General features: G+C 30.4%; 16 protein-coding genes. All 16 read left to right on the forward strand.

Annotated elements, in window-relative coordinates; all coding sequences use genetic code 11:
- Positions 1-6: 6 nt before the first annotated feature.
- The 16 genes from AC2A1D_RS14810 to AC2A1D_RS14885 all read left to right on the forward strand — a co-directional run bounded on the left by AC2A1D_RS14810 (position 7) and on the right by AC2A1D_RS14885 (position 16,315).
- Positions 7-669 (forward strand): class I SAM-dependent methyltransferase, encoded by a 663-nt coding sequence (locus tag AC2A1D_RS14810; protein ID WP_484044347.1) that lies wholly within the window; start codon positions 7-9, stop codon positions 667-669.
- 67 nt (positions 670-736) lie between these two features.
- Positions 737-1,471: an FkbM family methyltransferase gene (locus tag AC2A1D_RS14815; RefSeq protein WP_484044348.1), complete on the forward strand. Its 735-nt coding sequence runs from the start codon at positions 737-739 to the stop codon at positions 1,469-1,471.
- A 64-nt stretch (positions 1,472-1,535) separates the two neighbouring features.
- A complete protein-coding gene (locus tag AC2A1D_RS14820) occupies positions 1,536-2,282 on the forward strand; it encodes a glycosyltransferase family 2 protein (RefSeq protein ID WP_484044349.1) in 747 nt (248 codons plus the stop codon).
- Complete coding sequence (locus tag AC2A1D_RS14825) at positions 2,279-3,442, forward strand: glycosyltransferase WbsX family protein (protein ID WP_484044350.1); 1,164 nt, start codon at positions 2,279-2,281, stop codon at positions 3,440-3,442. Before AC2A1D_RS14820 ends, AC2A1D_RS14825 begins: the two co-directional genes overlap by 4 nt.
- 43 nt (positions 3,443-3,485) lie before the next feature.
- Positions 3,486-4,415 carry a glycosyltransferase gene (locus tag AC2A1D_RS14830; protein WP_484044351.1) on the forward strand — a complete coding sequence of 310 codons (930 nt, stop codon included), beginning with the start codon at positions 3,486-3,488 and terminating at the stop codon, positions 4,413-4,415.
- A 1-nt stretch (position 4,416) separates the two neighbouring features.
- Positions 4,417-5,349, forward strand: coding sequence for a glycosyltransferase family 2 protein (locus AC2A1D_RS14835; RefSeq protein ID WP_484044352.1), 933 nt, complete (start codon positions 4,417-4,419; stop codon positions 5,347-5,349).
- Between the two features lie 19 nt (positions 5,350-5,368).
- Positions 5,369-6,037, forward strand: a complete 669-nt coding sequence (locus AC2A1D_RS14840; RefSeq protein ID WP_484044353.1) for an NAD-dependent epimerase/dehydratase family protein — start codon at positions 5,369-5,371, stop codon at positions 6,035-6,037.
- Entirely contained in the window at positions 6,034-6,954 is a 921-nt protein-coding gene (locus tag AC2A1D_RS14845) for a glycosyltransferase family 2 protein (RefSeq protein ID WP_484044354.1), read from the forward strand. The genes AC2A1D_RS14840 and AC2A1D_RS14845 overlap by 4 nt, the downstream gene beginning before the upstream one ends.
- A 108-nt stretch (positions 6,955-7,062) precedes the next feature.
- The gene (locus AC2A1D_RS14850; protein WP_484044355.1) at positions 7,063-7,980 is read left to right on the forward strand and encodes a glycosyltransferase family 2 protein; all 918 of its coding nucleotides are present in this window, start codon (positions 7,063-7,065) and stop codon (positions 7,978-7,980) included.
- Complete coding sequence (locus AC2A1D_RS14855) at positions 7,967-8,662, forward strand: GNAT family N-acetyltransferase (protein ID WP_484044356.1); 696 nt, start codon at positions 7,967-7,969, stop codon at positions 8,660-8,662. Before AC2A1D_RS14850 ends, AC2A1D_RS14855 begins: the two co-directional genes overlap by 14 nt.
- Positions 8,649-9,773, forward strand: coding sequence for a dTDP-4-amino-4,6-dideoxygalactose transaminase (gene rffA / locus AC2A1D_RS14860; protein WP_484044357.1), 1,125 nt, complete (start codon positions 8,649-8,651; stop codon positions 9,771-9,773). The genes AC2A1D_RS14855 and rffA overlap by 14 nt, the downstream gene beginning before the upstream one ends.
- Before the next feature lie 16 nt (positions 9,774-9,789).
- Positions 9,790-10,575, forward strand: a complete 786-nt coding sequence (locus tag AC2A1D_RS14865; protein WP_484044358.1) for a class I SAM-dependent methyltransferase — start codon at positions 9,790-9,792, stop codon at positions 10,573-10,575.
- Between the two features lie 3 nt (positions 10,576-10,578).
- Positions 10,579-12,156: a hypothetical protein gene (locus AC2A1D_RS14870; RefSeq protein WP_484044359.1), complete on the forward strand. Its 1,578-nt coding sequence runs from the start codon at positions 10,579-10,581 to the stop codon at positions 12,154-12,156.
- Positions 12,157-12,160: 4 nt separating this feature from the next.
- On the forward strand, positions 12,161-13,963 hold the full coding sequence (gene asnB, locus AC2A1D_RS14875) for an asparagine synthase (glutamine-hydrolyzing) (protein ID WP_484044360.1): 1,803 nt from the start codon (positions 12,161-12,163) through the stop codon (positions 13,961-13,963).
- On the forward strand, positions 13,964-15,112 hold the full coding sequence (locus AC2A1D_RS14880; protein WP_484044361.1) for a glycosyltransferase family 4 protein: 1,149 nt from the start codon (positions 13,964-13,966) through the stop codon (positions 15,110-15,112).
- A 60-nt stretch (positions 15,113-15,172) separates the two neighbouring features.
- Complete coding sequence (locus tag AC2A1D_RS14885) at positions 15,173-16,315, forward strand: hypothetical protein (RefSeq protein WP_484044362.1); 1,143 nt, start codon at positions 15,173-15,175, stop codon at positions 16,313-16,315.
- The last annotated feature ends 8 nt before the right edge of the window (positions 16,316-16,323 follow it).

The raw sequence follows: 16,323 nt of genomic DNA on the forward strand, positions 1-16,323 counted from the left end.
CTATACATGGGAATAATTAACTTTTCAATACCTAAAGATATTGTAATAAAAATAGTAAATAATATTCAAGTAGAAAACTTCATTGAAACAGGCACATTTATGGGAGGAACAGCATTTTGGGCAGCCTCTTATTTTACAAATGTATATACAATTGAAATTGACGAAGAAATAAGTAAAAAGACTGCATCAAATCCAGAATGTCCTAAAAATGTAAATTTCATTGTAGGAGATAGCAAATACGCATTAAATGAGCTAATGCCCAAAATTGAAGGAAGATCATTCTTCTGGCTTGATGGACACTGGTGTACTGGAGGAGGAGGTAAAGATGCTGAATGCCCTCTAATAGATGAGCTAAAAGCTTTAAAAAATTTAAAAGACCCTATCATTTTTATTGATGATGCCAGATGTTTTTTGGGTCCCCTCCCTAAACCGCATAGATCAGAAGACTGGCCATTGATTGATGAGATCTTCAGTACTTTAAAAGAACTATTTCCTAATCATTTTACAACAATTCAAGACGATGTTATCATGTGTGTTCCCACCGATGTTAGATCTATTATTAATGAAGATTGGCAAGAAAAATTTAGTCTAAGATTTAATCCTCCCAAACCTGTTACAAACAATATTAAAAAATCAAAATGGGAGATTTTTAAATCTTTATTTAAATAAATTCACTAAATAATATCTCGTTTAAATAGATTTAATTATCAATATCTGCTAAACTGTAAACACTATTATGATTAAAAGAATTCTAAGGAAAATACACCAGATAATTAATGGAGGAAATACATCTACAAATAAACCTCAATTAGCAAAAACTGATCCAAATGCAAGATTCCAAAAAGAACATGCGTGGTTAAAAGAATATCACTTTAACACAATACTTGATGTTGGAGCCAATACAGGACAATTTGCAAAAAAAATCAGAAACCTATTCCCCACATCAACTATTATTTCTTTTGAACCTATTTTAGAGGTTTACTCAAAACTTGTAGAAAATTTTAAGGGAGATTCAAACTTTCAATCATTTAACTTCGCATTAGGCGACTCCGAAGGAAAAACAACTTTTAATTTAAATGAATTTTCCGACAGCTCTTCTATGCTAAAACTTAGTGAGCATAAGCAACATTTCGACTTTGCTCGTCAAGAAACTGAAATCAGTATTAATATTAAAAGATTAGATGAAGTTCTTAATGTAGAAAACCTACAAAAGCCTTACCTCGTAAAGCTTGATGTACAAGGCTTTGAAGACAAAGTTATTGATGGTGGAAAAAAAATTATAGAAGAGGCAGCTATGATTATTACAGAGGTTTCTTTTTATGATTTATATGAAGGGCAGCCAAAGTTTAATACGATTTATGAAAAAATACTTGCTTTAGGATTTGAATATGTAGGAAATTATGAACAATTAAACTCTCCTGTAAATAACAAAGTTTTACAAGCAGATGCAATTTTTATAAAAAAGATGTAAAGTTTCTTCATCTTTTAAAAACAACAAGAATTTTAATTTTTAAGTAAGGAAACTTCTTCAAAACATGCCATTAATTTCAATCATCATACCCACCTACAATTCTGAAAAAACAATTTCAGAAAGCATCAAAAGTATTTTAGAACAATCTTTTTACGATTACGAAATTCTTATAATGGATGGTATTTCTGATGATCATACTTTAAACATTATAAAGGAATTTAATGATCTAAGAATTAGGATTTTCTCCGAAAAAGATTCAGGAGTTTATGATGCGATGAATAAAGGCATTGAAAAAGCAGAAAGCAAATGGATTTATTTTTTAGGGAGTGATGATACGTTATTTTCTCCCAATACTTTATTAAACGTAATTCATCATATTAATGATAACAACGAGGAAATTGATTTTTATTATGGATGTATTCATTCTGAAAAATATGGTGAAAAGTATGATGGTGTCTTTACTCGAGAAAAAATACTTTCAAAAAACATTGGACATCAAGCCATTTTCTTTAATAAAAATATATTTTCAAAACTAGGAACCTATAATCTCAAATATAAAATATTAGCAGATTACGACTTTAACCTTAGAGCAATTTTAAATAAAAACATCCGTACAAAATATATTGATGAAATTATTGCTAATTATAATACTGGTGGATTAAGTGACCGTATAATCGACATCGATTTTCGAAATGATAAAACAAAAATTATCCTTGAACATGGGTTTAAAACTTTACCTTTAAAAAAACTCAAAAATTTCACAAACAAAAAAGGCTATTGCATTTTGCTAATCAAAAGAGCACTATTATGAAATTAAGACCTATTGCTATACACCTCCCTCAGTTTCATCCTATTCCAGAAAATGACGAATGGTGGGGAAAAGGCTTTACAGAATGGACAAACGTTACAAAAGCAAAACCTTTATTTGAAGGACATCATCAACCTCAACTTCCTTCAGATCTTGGTTTTTATGACTTAAGGCTTGCCGAATCTAGACTTGCACAAGAAAAATTAGCGAAAGAATACGGTATATACGGATTTTGTTATTATCACTATTGGTTTAACGGAAAACTTCTACTTGAAAAACCTTTAGAAGAAAAACTAAAGAGTAGCAAAGAGGATCTTCCTTTTATGTTATGCTGGGCCAATGAAAACTGGACTCGTGTTTGGGATGGGGGAGATCAAAATATTTTAATGCAGCAAGATTATGGCAATACTGAAGACCACATCAAGCACATCCAATATCTTATCCCTTTTTTTAAAGATAAAAGATATATAAAGATTAATGGAAAAGCTATTTTTTCTGTTTACCGAACTACAAACATCCCTGATTTTGATACTATTGCTTCGCTTTGGAAAAAAGAAGCGTTGAAACATGGTGTTGAACTTTATATCGCAAGAATAGAAAGCTTTGGTGAAAACAAAGCAGAATATACAACCCAGAACATTGATGCAAGCATAGAATTTCAACCACATTCTGGAATAAAAACTATCAGCGATATTCAAAGTGAAAAAGCCAGAATTGAAAAGCAAAACTTTAGATCTTTACGAGATGAGATTAGTGCTAAAACCATTAAACAAAGCTTTAAACATTGGCAAAAAAAATTATTACCCATCCAAAATACAGAAAACCAAACATCAGGTAAAATAATAGATTATGTAGACTTCATAACAGCAGATATAGAATATCACAAAACCAAACAACAAACCCATAAAGTATACAGTTGTGTATGCCCTGGTTTTGATAACAGTGCTAGAAAAGCTAAAAATTATTTCATTTTAAAAAATTCTACGCCAACATTATTTAAGAAATGGCTGCAGGAAAAAGTTCAATTATTTACTCCGTATAGTGAAGAAGAAAATCTATTTTTTATTAACGCCTGGAATGAATGGGCAGAAGGAAACTATCTTGAACCTAGTAGAAAATGGGGAAGAGCATATCTGGAAGTAATTAAAGACATTTTTCAGTAATTTTTCAGTAATTTTTCAGTAATAATACTAACTTTTTCAACCGATGAAAGTCTCTGTAGCACTCTGTACCTATAACGGAGAACAATATATTGCTGAACAGCTTGATTCTATTTTGAATCAAACTGTGATTCCTGATGAAATCATAATTTGTGATGACATTTCAAGTGATGAAACGCTGAAAATCATTACTCAGTACCAAGAAAAACACTCCCAAATTAAGATTTTCTTGAATGACAATAACTTGGGATTCATTAAAAACTTTGAGAAAGCCATTCAGCTATGTACACAAGATATTATCATTATTAGTGACCAAGACGATACTTGGGAACATAATAAAGTTGAAGAAATTATAAAATATTTTGAGGAAAACGCACAATATGATGGTGTATTTCATGATTTAAGATTAATTGGTGAAGAAGTTGGCTCTACCCATTATTTAGCCTGGAAAAACATTGATTATCAAAGCATCATCAATTCCATTCAAAATAATGTTCTTTTTCTTGATTTGATGAAAAAAGGAAGTTTTATTTTGGGTTGTGCTTTAGCGATAAGACAGAAAAGTCTAGAAAAGCATCAACTTAAAAATTTTACTTTTGCCCACGATTATTATATCGCATTAAAACTAAGTTCTCAAGATAAATTAGGCTTTATTCCAAAGGCTTTATCAACCTATCGTCTTCACGAAAAACAAGTGTATGGACTTCGATACCAACCGAACAAAAACAAGGAAACACTTTCTAAAAATGATGAATATTTTAGAGCTCATGTATGGTCTAATTTAAAAGTTGTTGAAAAATATCAGGAACTCAACCCTCACCAAGATGTAAAACAAACAAAATATTATTCAAATTTCATACTTGAAAGAAACTCGTACCTAAAACGTTTAAATTTTTTTGAAAGAAAAATTTATATCGCAAAATGCATTAAGCATAAATACCTAGACTTGAAAACTATTGATTTAATAATCTTATAAAATGGAAGTAAGCATCTGTATTACCACCTACAACCACGCCAAATATGTAAGGCAATGCTTGGAAAGTGTTTTGAATCAAGATTTTTCAGAAAATTTTGAGGTTATTATCTGCAACGACAATTCTTCAGACGAAACAGAAAAAGAAATCTTATACGTACAAAACAATCACCTAAAAGGAAATTGTATTCGATATTTTTATCACAAACCCAATTTAGGCTATGTGAAAAACACATTGTTTTCATTTGAAAAAGCAAAAGGAAAATATATATCTGTACTGGATGGTGATGATTATTTTATTGACGCTGCAAAACTTCAAAAACAGTATGATTTTTTAGAGAAAAACAAAGACTTTTCGGCAGTTGGAGGTGATTCTTTGGTTATTTATGAAGATACAGACAAGAAAGAACATCATTTCTCTGGTCATTTAGGACAGGTGCTTTCATCAAAAGATCTTACAGATCCTGTGATTTTTCAAACCTCTACTTTCTTCTTTAGAAAGGAGATTCTGAAAAATGGTTTTCCCAATGATATTTTATCGGCAGACCGATGTCTTTACCTTTTGGCAGGCTGTTTCGGAAAAGTAAAAGTGCTTCCAGATGTTCTTAGTACCTATCGACAATTTTCTGCGAGTCTTTCTAAAAATGTAAAGTATGAAACGATGAAAAAAGATTTCAAAATTATTCCTTACATCCAAAAAAACAGTGAAAAATATAAAACAGCGGCACTAAAAAGATATTTTTATTATACACTTATGTCTTATTCTACAGTTTTAACAAAACATCAATTTTATAAGGCTGCTTTAGGATATTCTTTTTATAATATTTGCTCAAAATTTACATTAAATCCTTTAAAACTATATTCCATACTAAAATGGACTAAGCATACAGTAACACAAAAATACAGTTATAAGAAGGAAAACCATAACTTTGTATAACACCTAAAAAAAAACAAAAATGATAATAGGATCCGGGCTTATCGCCAGTTCTTTAAAAAAAATTGACACTCCCAACCAACTGTTTTTTGCAGCTGGTGTTTCTAATTCCCTCGAAACAAAAGCATCAGAATTTGAGAGAGAATTTTCTCTTTTAAAAGATACTATCGAAAAAATCGATGATATTCCTTTCATCTACTTTTCTACTTTAAGTATTAACGATCAAACTAAACAAAATAGTCCTTATGTTTTGCACAAACAGAACATGGAAAAACATATTCAAGAACATTGCTCAAAATATTTAATTCTACGAATTGGAAATATCGTAGGACGAGGGGGAAATCCTAACACGCTGATCAACTTTTTGAAAGCTCAAATAGAAAATGAAAAGCAAATTCAAATTCACAGCAAAGCCAAAAGATTTCTTGTGGATATTGATGATATTGCGATTTTTTTGCAATCTGTGCCTCATCTTCAAAATACAATTATCAATTTCTCTTATCCGCAACAATATGCGATAAGTGATATTTTAAATTCTGTGGAAGAAGTTTTATCGAAAAAAGCGGTATACCGCGTAATAGAAGATGGTGATTTTTATGATGTTCCTTTTGATAAAGAGGTGCTTCATTATTTCAGCTCCCATTCGCCACAAATTTATCTTCAGAAAATACTTGAAAAACATATTTTATGAAAGTAAATGTAATTATCGTGACCTACAATGCCATGAAATGGGCAGAAAAATGTTTTGAAAGCTTAAGAAAATCTTCAGTTTCATTACATTGCATTGTTGTGGATAATGGCTCCACAGACGGAACGCAAGATTACATTAAAAACAATTTCCCTGAAGTAGAATTTATCCAGTCTTCCGATAATTTAGGTTTTGGAAAAGCAAATAATATCGGTATTGAAAAGGCATATAAAAATGGGGCTGATTTTTTTTACCTCATGAACCAGGACGCTTGGATTTTTGAAGATTCTATTGAAAAACTATTAAATGTTTATCATTGCCACCCTAAAAAAGATGAAATTGGGATTCTAAGCCCAATGCATCTGGATGGAACGGAAAAGCATTTAGATATTTTTCTGGATAAATATATCGCGACCAATTTTGAAAAAACGAGACTTATTTCAGATTTATATCTTCACAGTTTAAAGGAGTATTACGAGATTAGCTTTATCAATGCTGCACACTGGCTTCTTCCAAAACATACCATTGAAAAAGTGGGTGGTTTCAACCCTTATTTTTTTCATTATGGAGAAGACAATGAGTACGTAAACAGAGTTCATTATCATCAGAAAAAAGTTTTGCTTGTTCCCTCAAGTAAAGTCGTTCATGATGGTAAGCAAACTCTAAACAAAGTAGATGCAAACCTATTTGAAGATCTTGGTATAGAAGCGAAAATAATAAATCCGAATCTTACCGACTCTTTACGAAGAGAAAAAAACTCGTTAAAACAAGCAATAATAAAAAGTCTTGCAACTCAAAATTTTGGCAATTACAAAAAGTTTGTTCAGAAATATAAAAAAATTAAAAAAGAAGAGAAAAAATTACAAGAAATATCTTTAATTGTTAAAAAAAGGGGATTAATTTTCCTTAACATAAAATAAAACACAATATTCTTTAAAATTACACTAAATAACGTTTTTATAACATAATATGTTAATTAAAAGCTATTTTTGTAATACACAATACAAATTAATTTATTACCCCTCATTATGATCAGCATAGTAAGTCCTGTTTATCGTGCAGAAAAAATTTTACCTTTATTGGTCTCCGAAATTTCAAAAGTATTAGAAAAAATCGGGGAAAAATATGAAATCATTTTGGTTGATGATAGAAGTCCCGATGATTCTTGGGAAGTAATAAAAAGACTTGCAGAAACAAATGAAAGGCTTAAAATTTATAGGCTAAGTAGAAACTTTGGCCAACATGCCACTATTATGGCCGGTTTAAGTAAAGCAAATGGAGACTGGATAGTTGTGATGGATTGCGACATGCAGGATCAACCTATTGAAATAGAAAAGCTTTATAAAAAAGCAAAAGAAGGTTATGATATTGTTCTTGCTAGAAGGGAAATTAGATATGATTCAACATTAAAAAAGCTGAGCTCCAAAATCTTTTATAAAATCTTCAATTTCCTAGCTGGAATTGAAATCAATAATGAGATTGCCAATTTTGGCATCTACCACAAAAAAGTTATTGAATCTGTTCTCAAAATTAATGATAAGATCAAATTCTTTCCCCTATTTGTTAATTGGGTTGGCTATAAATCTACAACCTTATGTGTTAAGCACAGCTCTAGAGAAGAAGGGAAATCTTCATATAGTTTTACAAAGTTACTATCACTTGCTTTTAATGTTATAATATCCTTTTCGGATAAACCTTTGAAAATATTTGTAGGATTTGGCTCTATTATTTCAGCTTTAGCAATATTCGTTGGTATATTTTTTCTTGAGCGGTATATGAGTGGCAAAATTACTGAACCTGGATTCAGTTCATTAATTCTTTCTATTTGGTTTTTATCTGGTGTAATTATAAGCTGTATAGGAATAGTTGGGGTTTATCTTGCAAAAGCATTTAATCAAACAAAAAATCGACCTATATTTATATTTGACGAATATGATGAATATTAATCACTTAGAGTGGGATAGCAATTTTTTTAATAAAAAAATTGGAGAAATAACTATTTCTAATGAAGATGTATTGAACATCAATGAAGATTATGATTTAATTGTCACTAAGCAATTATCCGACTTTAATATCGAACTACCTCTCTATCAGAAAACATACCAAGAAACAAAAGTAATTTTTTCCAAGGTTCTTAGGCCTTTTAATTACAAGTATAATTCTAACGTTAAAGATACCGACTTAGAACCAAAAAGTCTAACATTCTTTAAAGCTCTAGCCTACGAAAGTGGAAAAAAAAGCAGATTTCTTTTAGACAAAAATTTTGGCGAAAAAAAATTTAAAAATTTATATAATCAATGGATAATAAACAGTCTAAATAAACAATTTGCAATAAAAGTTTTTTTCATTGAGAATGAAAATAACGCGACTGCTTTTATAACTCTGCAAAAATGTAATAACATCGGAAAAATAGGATTACTTGCAACACATCCTGATTTTCAAGGCAAAGGACTTGGTAAAACATTATTACAACATGTAGAAAATTATTGTATGCTAAACGACATACAGCATTTGGAAATCCCTACGCAAAAAGAGAATATCCAAGCATGCAATTTTTATAAAAGTCAGAAATACGAAATAAAAGATGAATTAATACTAAAACATTTTTGGAAAAATGATTCCTTTTAATAAACCATACCTTACTGGTAAAGAAACAAAATATATCGAAGAAGCCGTAGCTACCGGAAAAATTTCAGGGAATGGGATTTTTACACAAAAATGCCAGAAGTTTTTTGAAGATAAATACGGTTTTAAAAAAGCTCTGCTTACTACATCTTGTACTGACGCTTTGGAAATGTGTGCTATTCTTGCAGATATACAATCCGGAGATGAAGTAATCGTTCCAAGTTACACTTTCGTTTCCTCTGCACTAGCTTTTGTAAGACAAAATGCGCATATCGTTTTTGCCGATTCGTATACAGATAATCCCAATATTGATGCGGATAAAATTGAGAGTTTAATTACAGATAAAACCAAAGCAATTGTCATCGTACATTATGCGGGAATTGCCTGTGATATGGAAAAAATTCTTGAAGTCGCAGAAAAACACAAAATCATTCTGATTGAAGATGCAGCACAAGCCATAGATAGTTATTACACCTTCAAAGATGGAACAAGAAAAGCATTGGGAAGTATTGGGCATTTGGGAGCATTTTCTTTTCATGAAACTAAAAATATTATTGCCGGAGAAGGCGGAATGTTAACAATTAATGATGAAAGATTCGTCAACAGAGCCGAAATTATTTGGGAAAAAGGAACAAACCGTTCTATGTTTTTTCGTGGGGAAATTAATAAGTATGGTTGGGTAGATACAGGATCTTCATTCCTTCCAAGCGAAATTATTTCGGCGTTTCTTTGGGCTCAGCTAGAAAATATTGATCTTATTCAGGAGAAAAGACTGGCAATCTGGAACAGATATCATGAAGGTTTAAAGAATAATGAAAATATTTCTTTACCCTTAATTCCAGGCTATGCAACTAATAATGCACATATGTTTTATATCGTTTGCAAAGATCTGCATTCCCGAACTCAACTTATTAAAAAATTAAAAGAAAACCACATCTTAGCTGTATTTCATTACCTTTCTTTACATAAAAGTGAATTTTATGCTAAAAAACACAGCAATGGAGAACTCCCGAATTCCGATTATTTTGAAGATTGTCTTTTAAGACTTCCTTTGTATTTTGAACTAAACGAAGCGGAGCAACAAAAAATAATAAACACCATCAACGAGTTTTAAATTTATATTTTTAAAGATGAAAAAAATAAATAAAGAATTATTTAAAGACAATTTTCAGGAAAATAATGGAAAATACATTTTCGTTCCGGTTCAGGAAGAAGTGGTGACAGACTTTCTTGATAAAATAAAATATAAATTAAAAAAATTCGGAAAGCTATACAATTTGCTTATAGAGTGTATTAGTCCAGTATATCCTCAACCTCTTTTTGATATTCGAAAAATCATTAAAAATGAAATCAAAGGAAAGAATGTTGTAGCCCTTAATTTAGGTAGCGGCAGTTCAGATTTTGGTGAAGATTTATTGAATGTAGATTTACTTCCTTATGAAAATGTAGACATTATCTGTGATATAGAGAATATTCCTTTTAAAGACAATTCAGTAGATTACATCATTAATATTGCGGTTTTAGAGCACGTTCCCAACCCCCAAAAAGTAATCTCAGAAATTCACAGAATTCTAAAACCCGGAGGTAAAATCTATTGTTTTATTCCCTTCATGCAACCTTTTCACGCTTCACCATATGATTTTCAAAGGTTTACTTATGAAGGAATGAAACACCAGTTCAGAGAATTTGAAATTTTGAAACTTACATCAATTGGCCCTACTTCCGGAATGCTTTGGGTGGTACAGGAATGGTTTGCTTTGGTTTTTTCTTTCGGAATTAAACCTCTTCATACGATATTATATCTTTTGTTTATGGTTCTTACCTTTCCGATAAAGTTTTTGGATGTAATATTTCAGTTTTATCCGATGAGTAAAAATGTAGCTTCTGGATTTAGTATTTGGGCACAAAAAAAATAAATTATGATAAAAACTCAACACAAATATGAAAATATAGTAAGCTGGATTTTTGTTATTGGTGCACTTTTCACGGGCTTTATTGTTTATTCAAATCTTAATAAAGGTTTCATTTTCAATGATGAAGCTTTTTACCTCTTTTTTTATAAAGACCACAAAAGTTTACCTACTATTGATTCTACCAATTTTTACAGGATTTTCAGATTTCTTTTTACCGAAAACATCTATAAATTTAGAATAATAACGTATGGATTATTAAATATTTCCACGTTTATATTTTACTTTTTGGCAAATAAATATTATAAATTAAAAGTCAATCCTTTTTTTATTGGTATTCTCGGAATTGCCATTAATTTTTTTACATGGGGAATGAGTAATATTGTAATACATCAATACATTGGAAATACAATATTAATTAATATCTCATTATCATTACTTTTTATTTATCTAATTTATAAAAAATTACTTCCATTAATAATTTCAGGATTTTCTCTTGGAATACTTTTATTCAACGGAATTCCGCATACATTGGTCGTCATTCCTTTTGGTGCTTTTCTATTGATTAATTTTTGGAAAAAAGATAAACGTCCGATCTTCTATATAGTTGCGGGAGGTTTGTTGGGGATAGTCTTTTACTTTACTTGTATCGAAAATTTTTCAAAATTTGTTTCCCAATTGGAATGGATCAAATATTATAAAGAATTTCATACCAAACAACATCCCAAAAGATTTTTTGGATTTTGGATTTTAAAAATTTTAGGATTTATTTTTGTCCCTGCAACTATTTTAATTGGGTATCTTCATAAATTTTCAAAGAATAAAATTCAGCACCTCAATTATATTTTAATTGTTGTAGCTGCAATTTTTGTTATTTCAAATATTTTCTACCCGATAATTTTCATCAATTATGTTCTTTTAGCATTATTAATTTATAGGTATTTTCTTGAAACTATTAGTCTGGAAAAGAAAACAATGTTGGTTTTATTTTCACTGATCCCTTTTGCCCTTTCCTTTGGCTCTGGAGCTTATTTTGAAGCGAGAGGAAATCTGTATGACATATACTATTATATTGCTTTAGTAGCCATAATTTTATCATTGTATAAAATTCGATTTTATTCAATTTTTATTTCTCTTTTCATTTTCCAATGTCTTATTTTCCCCGCTAGATTACATGATAAAGGCTGGAAAGACTTTGTTTTTACAGAACAAACCGAAAAAGTAGAGATTAACGGTTATGATTTGTATCTAGATAAAGGCAGGAAAAAAGATATTGAAGATCTGAGACCATATCTTCAAAACCAAAAAAATGTAATTTACTCGAGCAATCATTTAATGGGATACTTATACATATTAGATGCTGCGCCGCCAATATATTATTACTTTACTTTAAAAGATTATATAGCATTTATTATTAAAAAAAGTGGTAAAACTCCGGATGACTACATTTACATAGAAAGCGATGATTATCCTTTCTACCCCAAAGAAATTGTACCTTTAAAATTTGTAAAGCATCCAGAAAATTATAAGGTTGTAAAAGCAGGAAGATTTACTTTATACCTTCCTTCTGAACATATAAAAAATTAATAAAATGTGCGGAATAGCCGGAATTATATCTCCCAATGCAAAAAACTACACTCGTGAGTTGCAAAAAATGACCGATGCCATAGCGTATCGAGGTCCCGATTCTGCACATCATGAGTTTTTTGATCATGCTGTACTTGGCCATCGTCGTCTTTCCATTATTGATCTTTCTGAAAACGGAAAACAACCCATGTTTTCGAATACCAAAAACGAATGTATTGTTCTGAATGGAGAAATTTATGGTTATCAAAATCTAAAAACAAAATACTCTGATTATCCATACAAAGGAAGTTCTGATACAGAAGTTATTTTGGCGATGTACCAAAAAAAACAAAACAGCCTTATTGAAGAACTTCCCGGAATGTTTGCTTTTGCCATTTGGGACGAAAAAAAACAGGAGCTTTTCTGCGCGAGAGACCGTTTTGGGGAAAAACCTTTTTACTATGCAATAGGAAAAAATGGAGAATTCATTTTTGCATCAGAAATAAAAGCAATCCTTGCTTCAAATTTGATTAAACCAGAAATCGATAAATCACAGATTGCCTATTATCTAAAAAACGGATACATTCATCCGCACAAAACGATTTACAAAAACATTTTCAACCTAAAACCTGCGCACACACTAATCCTAAGAAATGGGAAGATCGAAATAAAATCTTATTGGAAAATCCCTACCCAAACCTCCAATTTATCTTTGGATGAAAGCGTAGAAAAATTCAAACATTTGCTAGACAATGCAGTCCAGAAACAATTAGTTGCCGATGTACCCGTTGGTTCTTTCCTTTCCGGAGGGTTAGATTCTAGCACCATCGTTGCGGTGGCTTCAATGTATAAAAAAAATCTAAAAACCTTAGTGTACGGGTACGAATCGGGTGATTTAAACGAAATGCCTTATGCACAAGCTATTGCAGACAAATACAAAACCGATCATCATATTTTATTTGATAAAAAACAAAAAATTTCTGAAACACTTCAGGAAGTTTATTCTTATATGGATGAACCTTTGATGGATTCTTCTTTATTGCCAACTCACCTTATCTTTAAAGAAGCCTCTAAAAATCTTAAAGTTGTTCTTTCCGGAGATGTTGGGGATGAGTTATTCGGAGGTTATACTTTCTATAAATATAATATTGATTTATCTCAAAAAGGGTTTTACCCAGAATACCTGTCTAAAATGTTTCTATTGGCTAATAAATTCAAAAACATGGGCTCAGAAAGACTCCATAGATCTGAATATAAGGACACCATAGATTTCCATCAAAATAAGGTTAGAAATTACTTTAGTCGTTCAGAAATAAAAGAATTGGGTCTTTCGGAAGAAATACCGGGTCAGGATTTTAGCTTTACTCCCAATGGAAGAGATTTCAATGATTTAATGAGAATCGATTTAGAGAAATATGTACCAGGAAATATGCTCTTAAAAGGAGATAGAACTTCTATGTACAACTCGGTAGAGGTAAGAATTCCTTTTTTAGATATTGATTTTGCGGAATTCTGTATTCAGCTTCCGTGGCAATACAAGGTAAATAAATCTGAAGATAAAATCATTCTCAGAAAAGCATACTCCAAAGCATGGACCGAAGAAATTGCCAATCGCGGTAAAAACGGTTTTGCTGCTTCTGTAAATGAATGGTTTAAAGAAAACGAGCTTAAAGAATTAAGCGACAGCTTACTCAAAAACCCAAACAGTTATATTTTTAATTTTTTAAACTTCGATAAAGTTCAGAAAAAACTTAATTACCAACTCCAACATTGGAGTTTGTTGGTTTTAGCTTTATGGTTTGAAAACAATAAAACCCATATACAATAGATGCGAATAGGTTTAGCAGAAAACGGTTATCCCATTAAAAGGAACATTTTAAATAAGGTTCCCGGTTACAGCTATATTATTTTAAGAAAAAATAATAATCTTTTCCATACACTTTCTACGCTAAAAAACTTGATTTTACGAAAGAAAATTAATTTTGAGGGAAAATATTATTTTTATCAAAAGCCTAAAATTGATGTTTTACATCTTTATAACGACATCAACTATTCTTCACAGAAATGGGTAGCTTCTTTCGAGACTTTGGTTCCCAGATTTGCAGAAACCAAAAATGATCATCAGAAAACAGAACCTTCTCATCAAATAAATAAAAAAACAGAGAATGCTTTCAAAAAAATAGCTTCAGAAAATTGTTTGGGAATTATTTCTATAAGCAAAGCTTCCGCAAATATTCAGCTAGAACTTTTAAAGCATTATCCTGATTTTGAAAACATTGTAAAGAAAAAACTTTTCATCGTTCACCCGTCACAACATATTATTGAAAGAAATCATGAGGAGATTTATAGAAATACTAAAACTTTGAACCTGATCTTTGTAGGAAATCAATTCCATCTGAAAGGCGGCGTTGAAATGATAGAGGTTTTAGATAATTTAAAAAAAAGGTATAATTTCCAACTTATTTTAATTTCTTCTTTCAAAACCGATCATTACGTTACAAAAGTTAGCGAACAAGAAGCACTGAGAACAAAAGAAATTTTGAAAACAAAAGATTGGATTGATATTTATGAAAACATTCCCAACGAAAAAGTTTTAGAACTCATCAAAACGTCTCATCTTGGTCTTTTGCCCACTTGGAGCGACACCTATGGTTTTTCGGTTTTAGAAATGCAGGCAGCAGGAGTTCCTGTAATAACTACAGATATCAGAGCGCTTCCGGAAATTAACAATGAAGAATGTGGATGGCTTATCCATCTTCCTCAAAACAGATTAAAGCAAGCTTTATATTTTACTGATGAACAAAAAGAAATTTTAAAATCTACTTTAAAATTACAGCTTGAAAACATCTTAGAATCTATATTAAAAAATCCTTCACAGCTTGTTCAAAAATCAAAAAATTCGGTACAACGAATAGAAAAAGAACACAACCCAGTCGATGTTGCTCAAAAATTGAAAAAAATCTATAATAAAGGATAAGTCGTAAAAAAACATTTAGAAAAACAAAAAAGCACGATCAAAAAAACAAGTTGTTTTATTATGTTTAAAAGCTATTATTTAAAAACACAAAGAGATCATTTTGCACTAAAATTCATATATTTTTTAGCACTCTGCTTGTTTTTGTATAAATCGAGAATATTTTTTTTAGAACCACGAATTTGGGCTGAAGAAGGAACTGTTTATGTGAAAGACGCTTTTTTGCACGGATTTAGATCTTTATGGAGTACACACCAAGGTTATTATTCTGTTATTCCGAATGTAACGGTTTATGTGAGTACTCTTTTCAATTATAAATACATCCCCTATTTTACATTATTTGTTTCTTTAGGATTTTGGGGACTACTATTTTTTCTAATAAAAAAAATGGCAGATCCTGTTTACAAAATTTTATTATTTATAAGCCTCTTTGTAATTTTAAATCAGTATCAACAATTGTTTCTCAACACAATAAATTTACAATTTATTACCCCTTTGTTGTTATTGGTATTCTTACAGCATAATCTTAACAATATGAGTGCAAAAAAACATTTGCTACTTCTCTGCGTTATCTTTTTTGCTCTATTAAACGGAGTTTTAGGCATTATAATGTTGCCATACCTTGTTTATAAGCTTATTGTTTCAAAATTGTATAAAACGCTTATTTTTTGCTTATTTTGTACTTGTTTATACGCATTTATTTACCTTAGTTTTAAAAGTAACGGTGGCGATCTTTCTCTTGGTAATCGTATTATGTGTAACTTTAATCTGAAATACGAGTACTGGAAAATAAATCAAGTTTCTTTTATTAAAATGCATTATTACATCATTCTTCCCTTTTTATCACTATTATTTCTAATAAAGAAAAAATGGGAAATTGCCCTTATATTAATGACTGTTTTTGTGAATTTTTGCTTCATCGATATAACGAAACTATGTAATTTGCAGATCACAGAAAGATATAGAGCCTATTTGTATGCCTCTTCCCTGATATTTTTTTTCTACTTAGCGCAAAAATATTTATCGGAAAAATTATTATACCTTCCTACATTAATTATTATTATTTTCTGTTCAAAAGCGTTTTTTCAAACCGAACATTCGTACTGCAGAGAATGTGCACAATGGTCTACGGAATACCAGAATTTGCTTAATAAAGAAAATACAAAAATCCATCCCAAAGGTTGGGAAATTAATTTAAAAGAATAATGCTATAC

It is taken from the genome of Chryseobacterium sp. HNCC26DJ239, assembly GCF_057180445.1.

Excerpts from the sequence above, each read along its gene's own strand:
- AC2A1D_RS14830 (WP_484044351.1), top strand. The coding sequence starts at position 3,486 with ATGAAAGTCTCTGTAGCACTCTGTACCTATAACGGAGAACAATATATT.
- AC2A1D_RS14885 (WP_484044362.1), top strand. The coding sequence starts at position 15,173 with ATGTTTAAAAGCTATTATTTAAAAACACAAAGAGATCATTTTGCACTA.
- AC2A1D_RS14835 (WP_484044352.1), top strand. The coding sequence starts at position 4,417 with ATGGAAGTAAGCATCTGTATTACCACCTACAACCACGCCAAATATGTA.
- AC2A1D_RS14815 (WP_484044348.1), top strand. The coding sequence starts at position 737 with ATGATTAAAAGAATTCTAAGGAAAATACACCAGATAATTAATGGAGGA.
- AC2A1D_RS14855 (WP_484044356.1), top strand. The coding sequence starts at position 7,967 with ATGATGAATATTAATCACTTAGAGTGGGATAGCAATTTTTTTAATAAA.
- AC2A1D_RS14825 (WP_484044350.1), top strand. The coding sequence starts at position 2,279 with ATGAAATTAAGACCTATTGCTATACACCTCCCTCAGTTTCATCCTATT.
- AC2A1D_RS14880 (WP_484044361.1), top strand. The coding sequence starts at position 13,964 with ATGCGAATAGGTTTAGCAGAAAACGGTTATCCCATTAAAAGGAACATT.
- AC2A1D_RS14845 (WP_484044354.1), top strand. The coding sequence starts at position 6,034 with ATGAAAGTAAATGTAATTATCGTGACCTACAATGCCATGAAATGGGCA.
- AC2A1D_RS14865 (WP_484044358.1), top strand. The coding sequence starts at position 9,790 with ATGAAAAAAATAAATAAAGAATTATTTAAAGACAATTTTCAGGAAAAT.
- AC2A1D_RS14870 (WP_484044359.1), top strand. The coding sequence starts at position 10,579 with ATGATAAAAACTCAACACAAATATGAAAATATAGTAAGCTGGATTTTT.
- AC2A1D_RS14820 (WP_484044349.1), top strand. The coding sequence starts at position 1,536 with ATGCCATTAATTTCAATCATCATACCCACCTACAATTCTGAAAAAACA.
- rffA (WP_484044357.1), top strand. The coding sequence starts at position 8,649 with ATGATTCCTTTTAATAAACCATACCTTACTGGTAAAGAAACAAAATAT.
- asnB (WP_484044360.1), top strand. The coding sequence starts at position 12,161 with ATGTGCGGAATAGCCGGAATTATATCTCCCAATGCAAAAAACTACACT.
- AC2A1D_RS14810 (WP_484044347.1), top strand. The coding sequence starts at position 7 with ATGGGAATAATTAACTTTTCAATACCTAAAGATATTGTAATAAAAATA.
- AC2A1D_RS14840 (WP_484044353.1), top strand. The coding sequence starts at position 5,369 with ATGATAATAGGATCCGGGCTTATCGCCAGTTCTTTAAAAAAAATTGAC.
- AC2A1D_RS14850 (WP_484044355.1), top strand. The coding sequence starts at position 7,063 with ATGATCAGCATAGTAAGTCCTGTTTATCGTGCAGAAAAAATTTTACCT.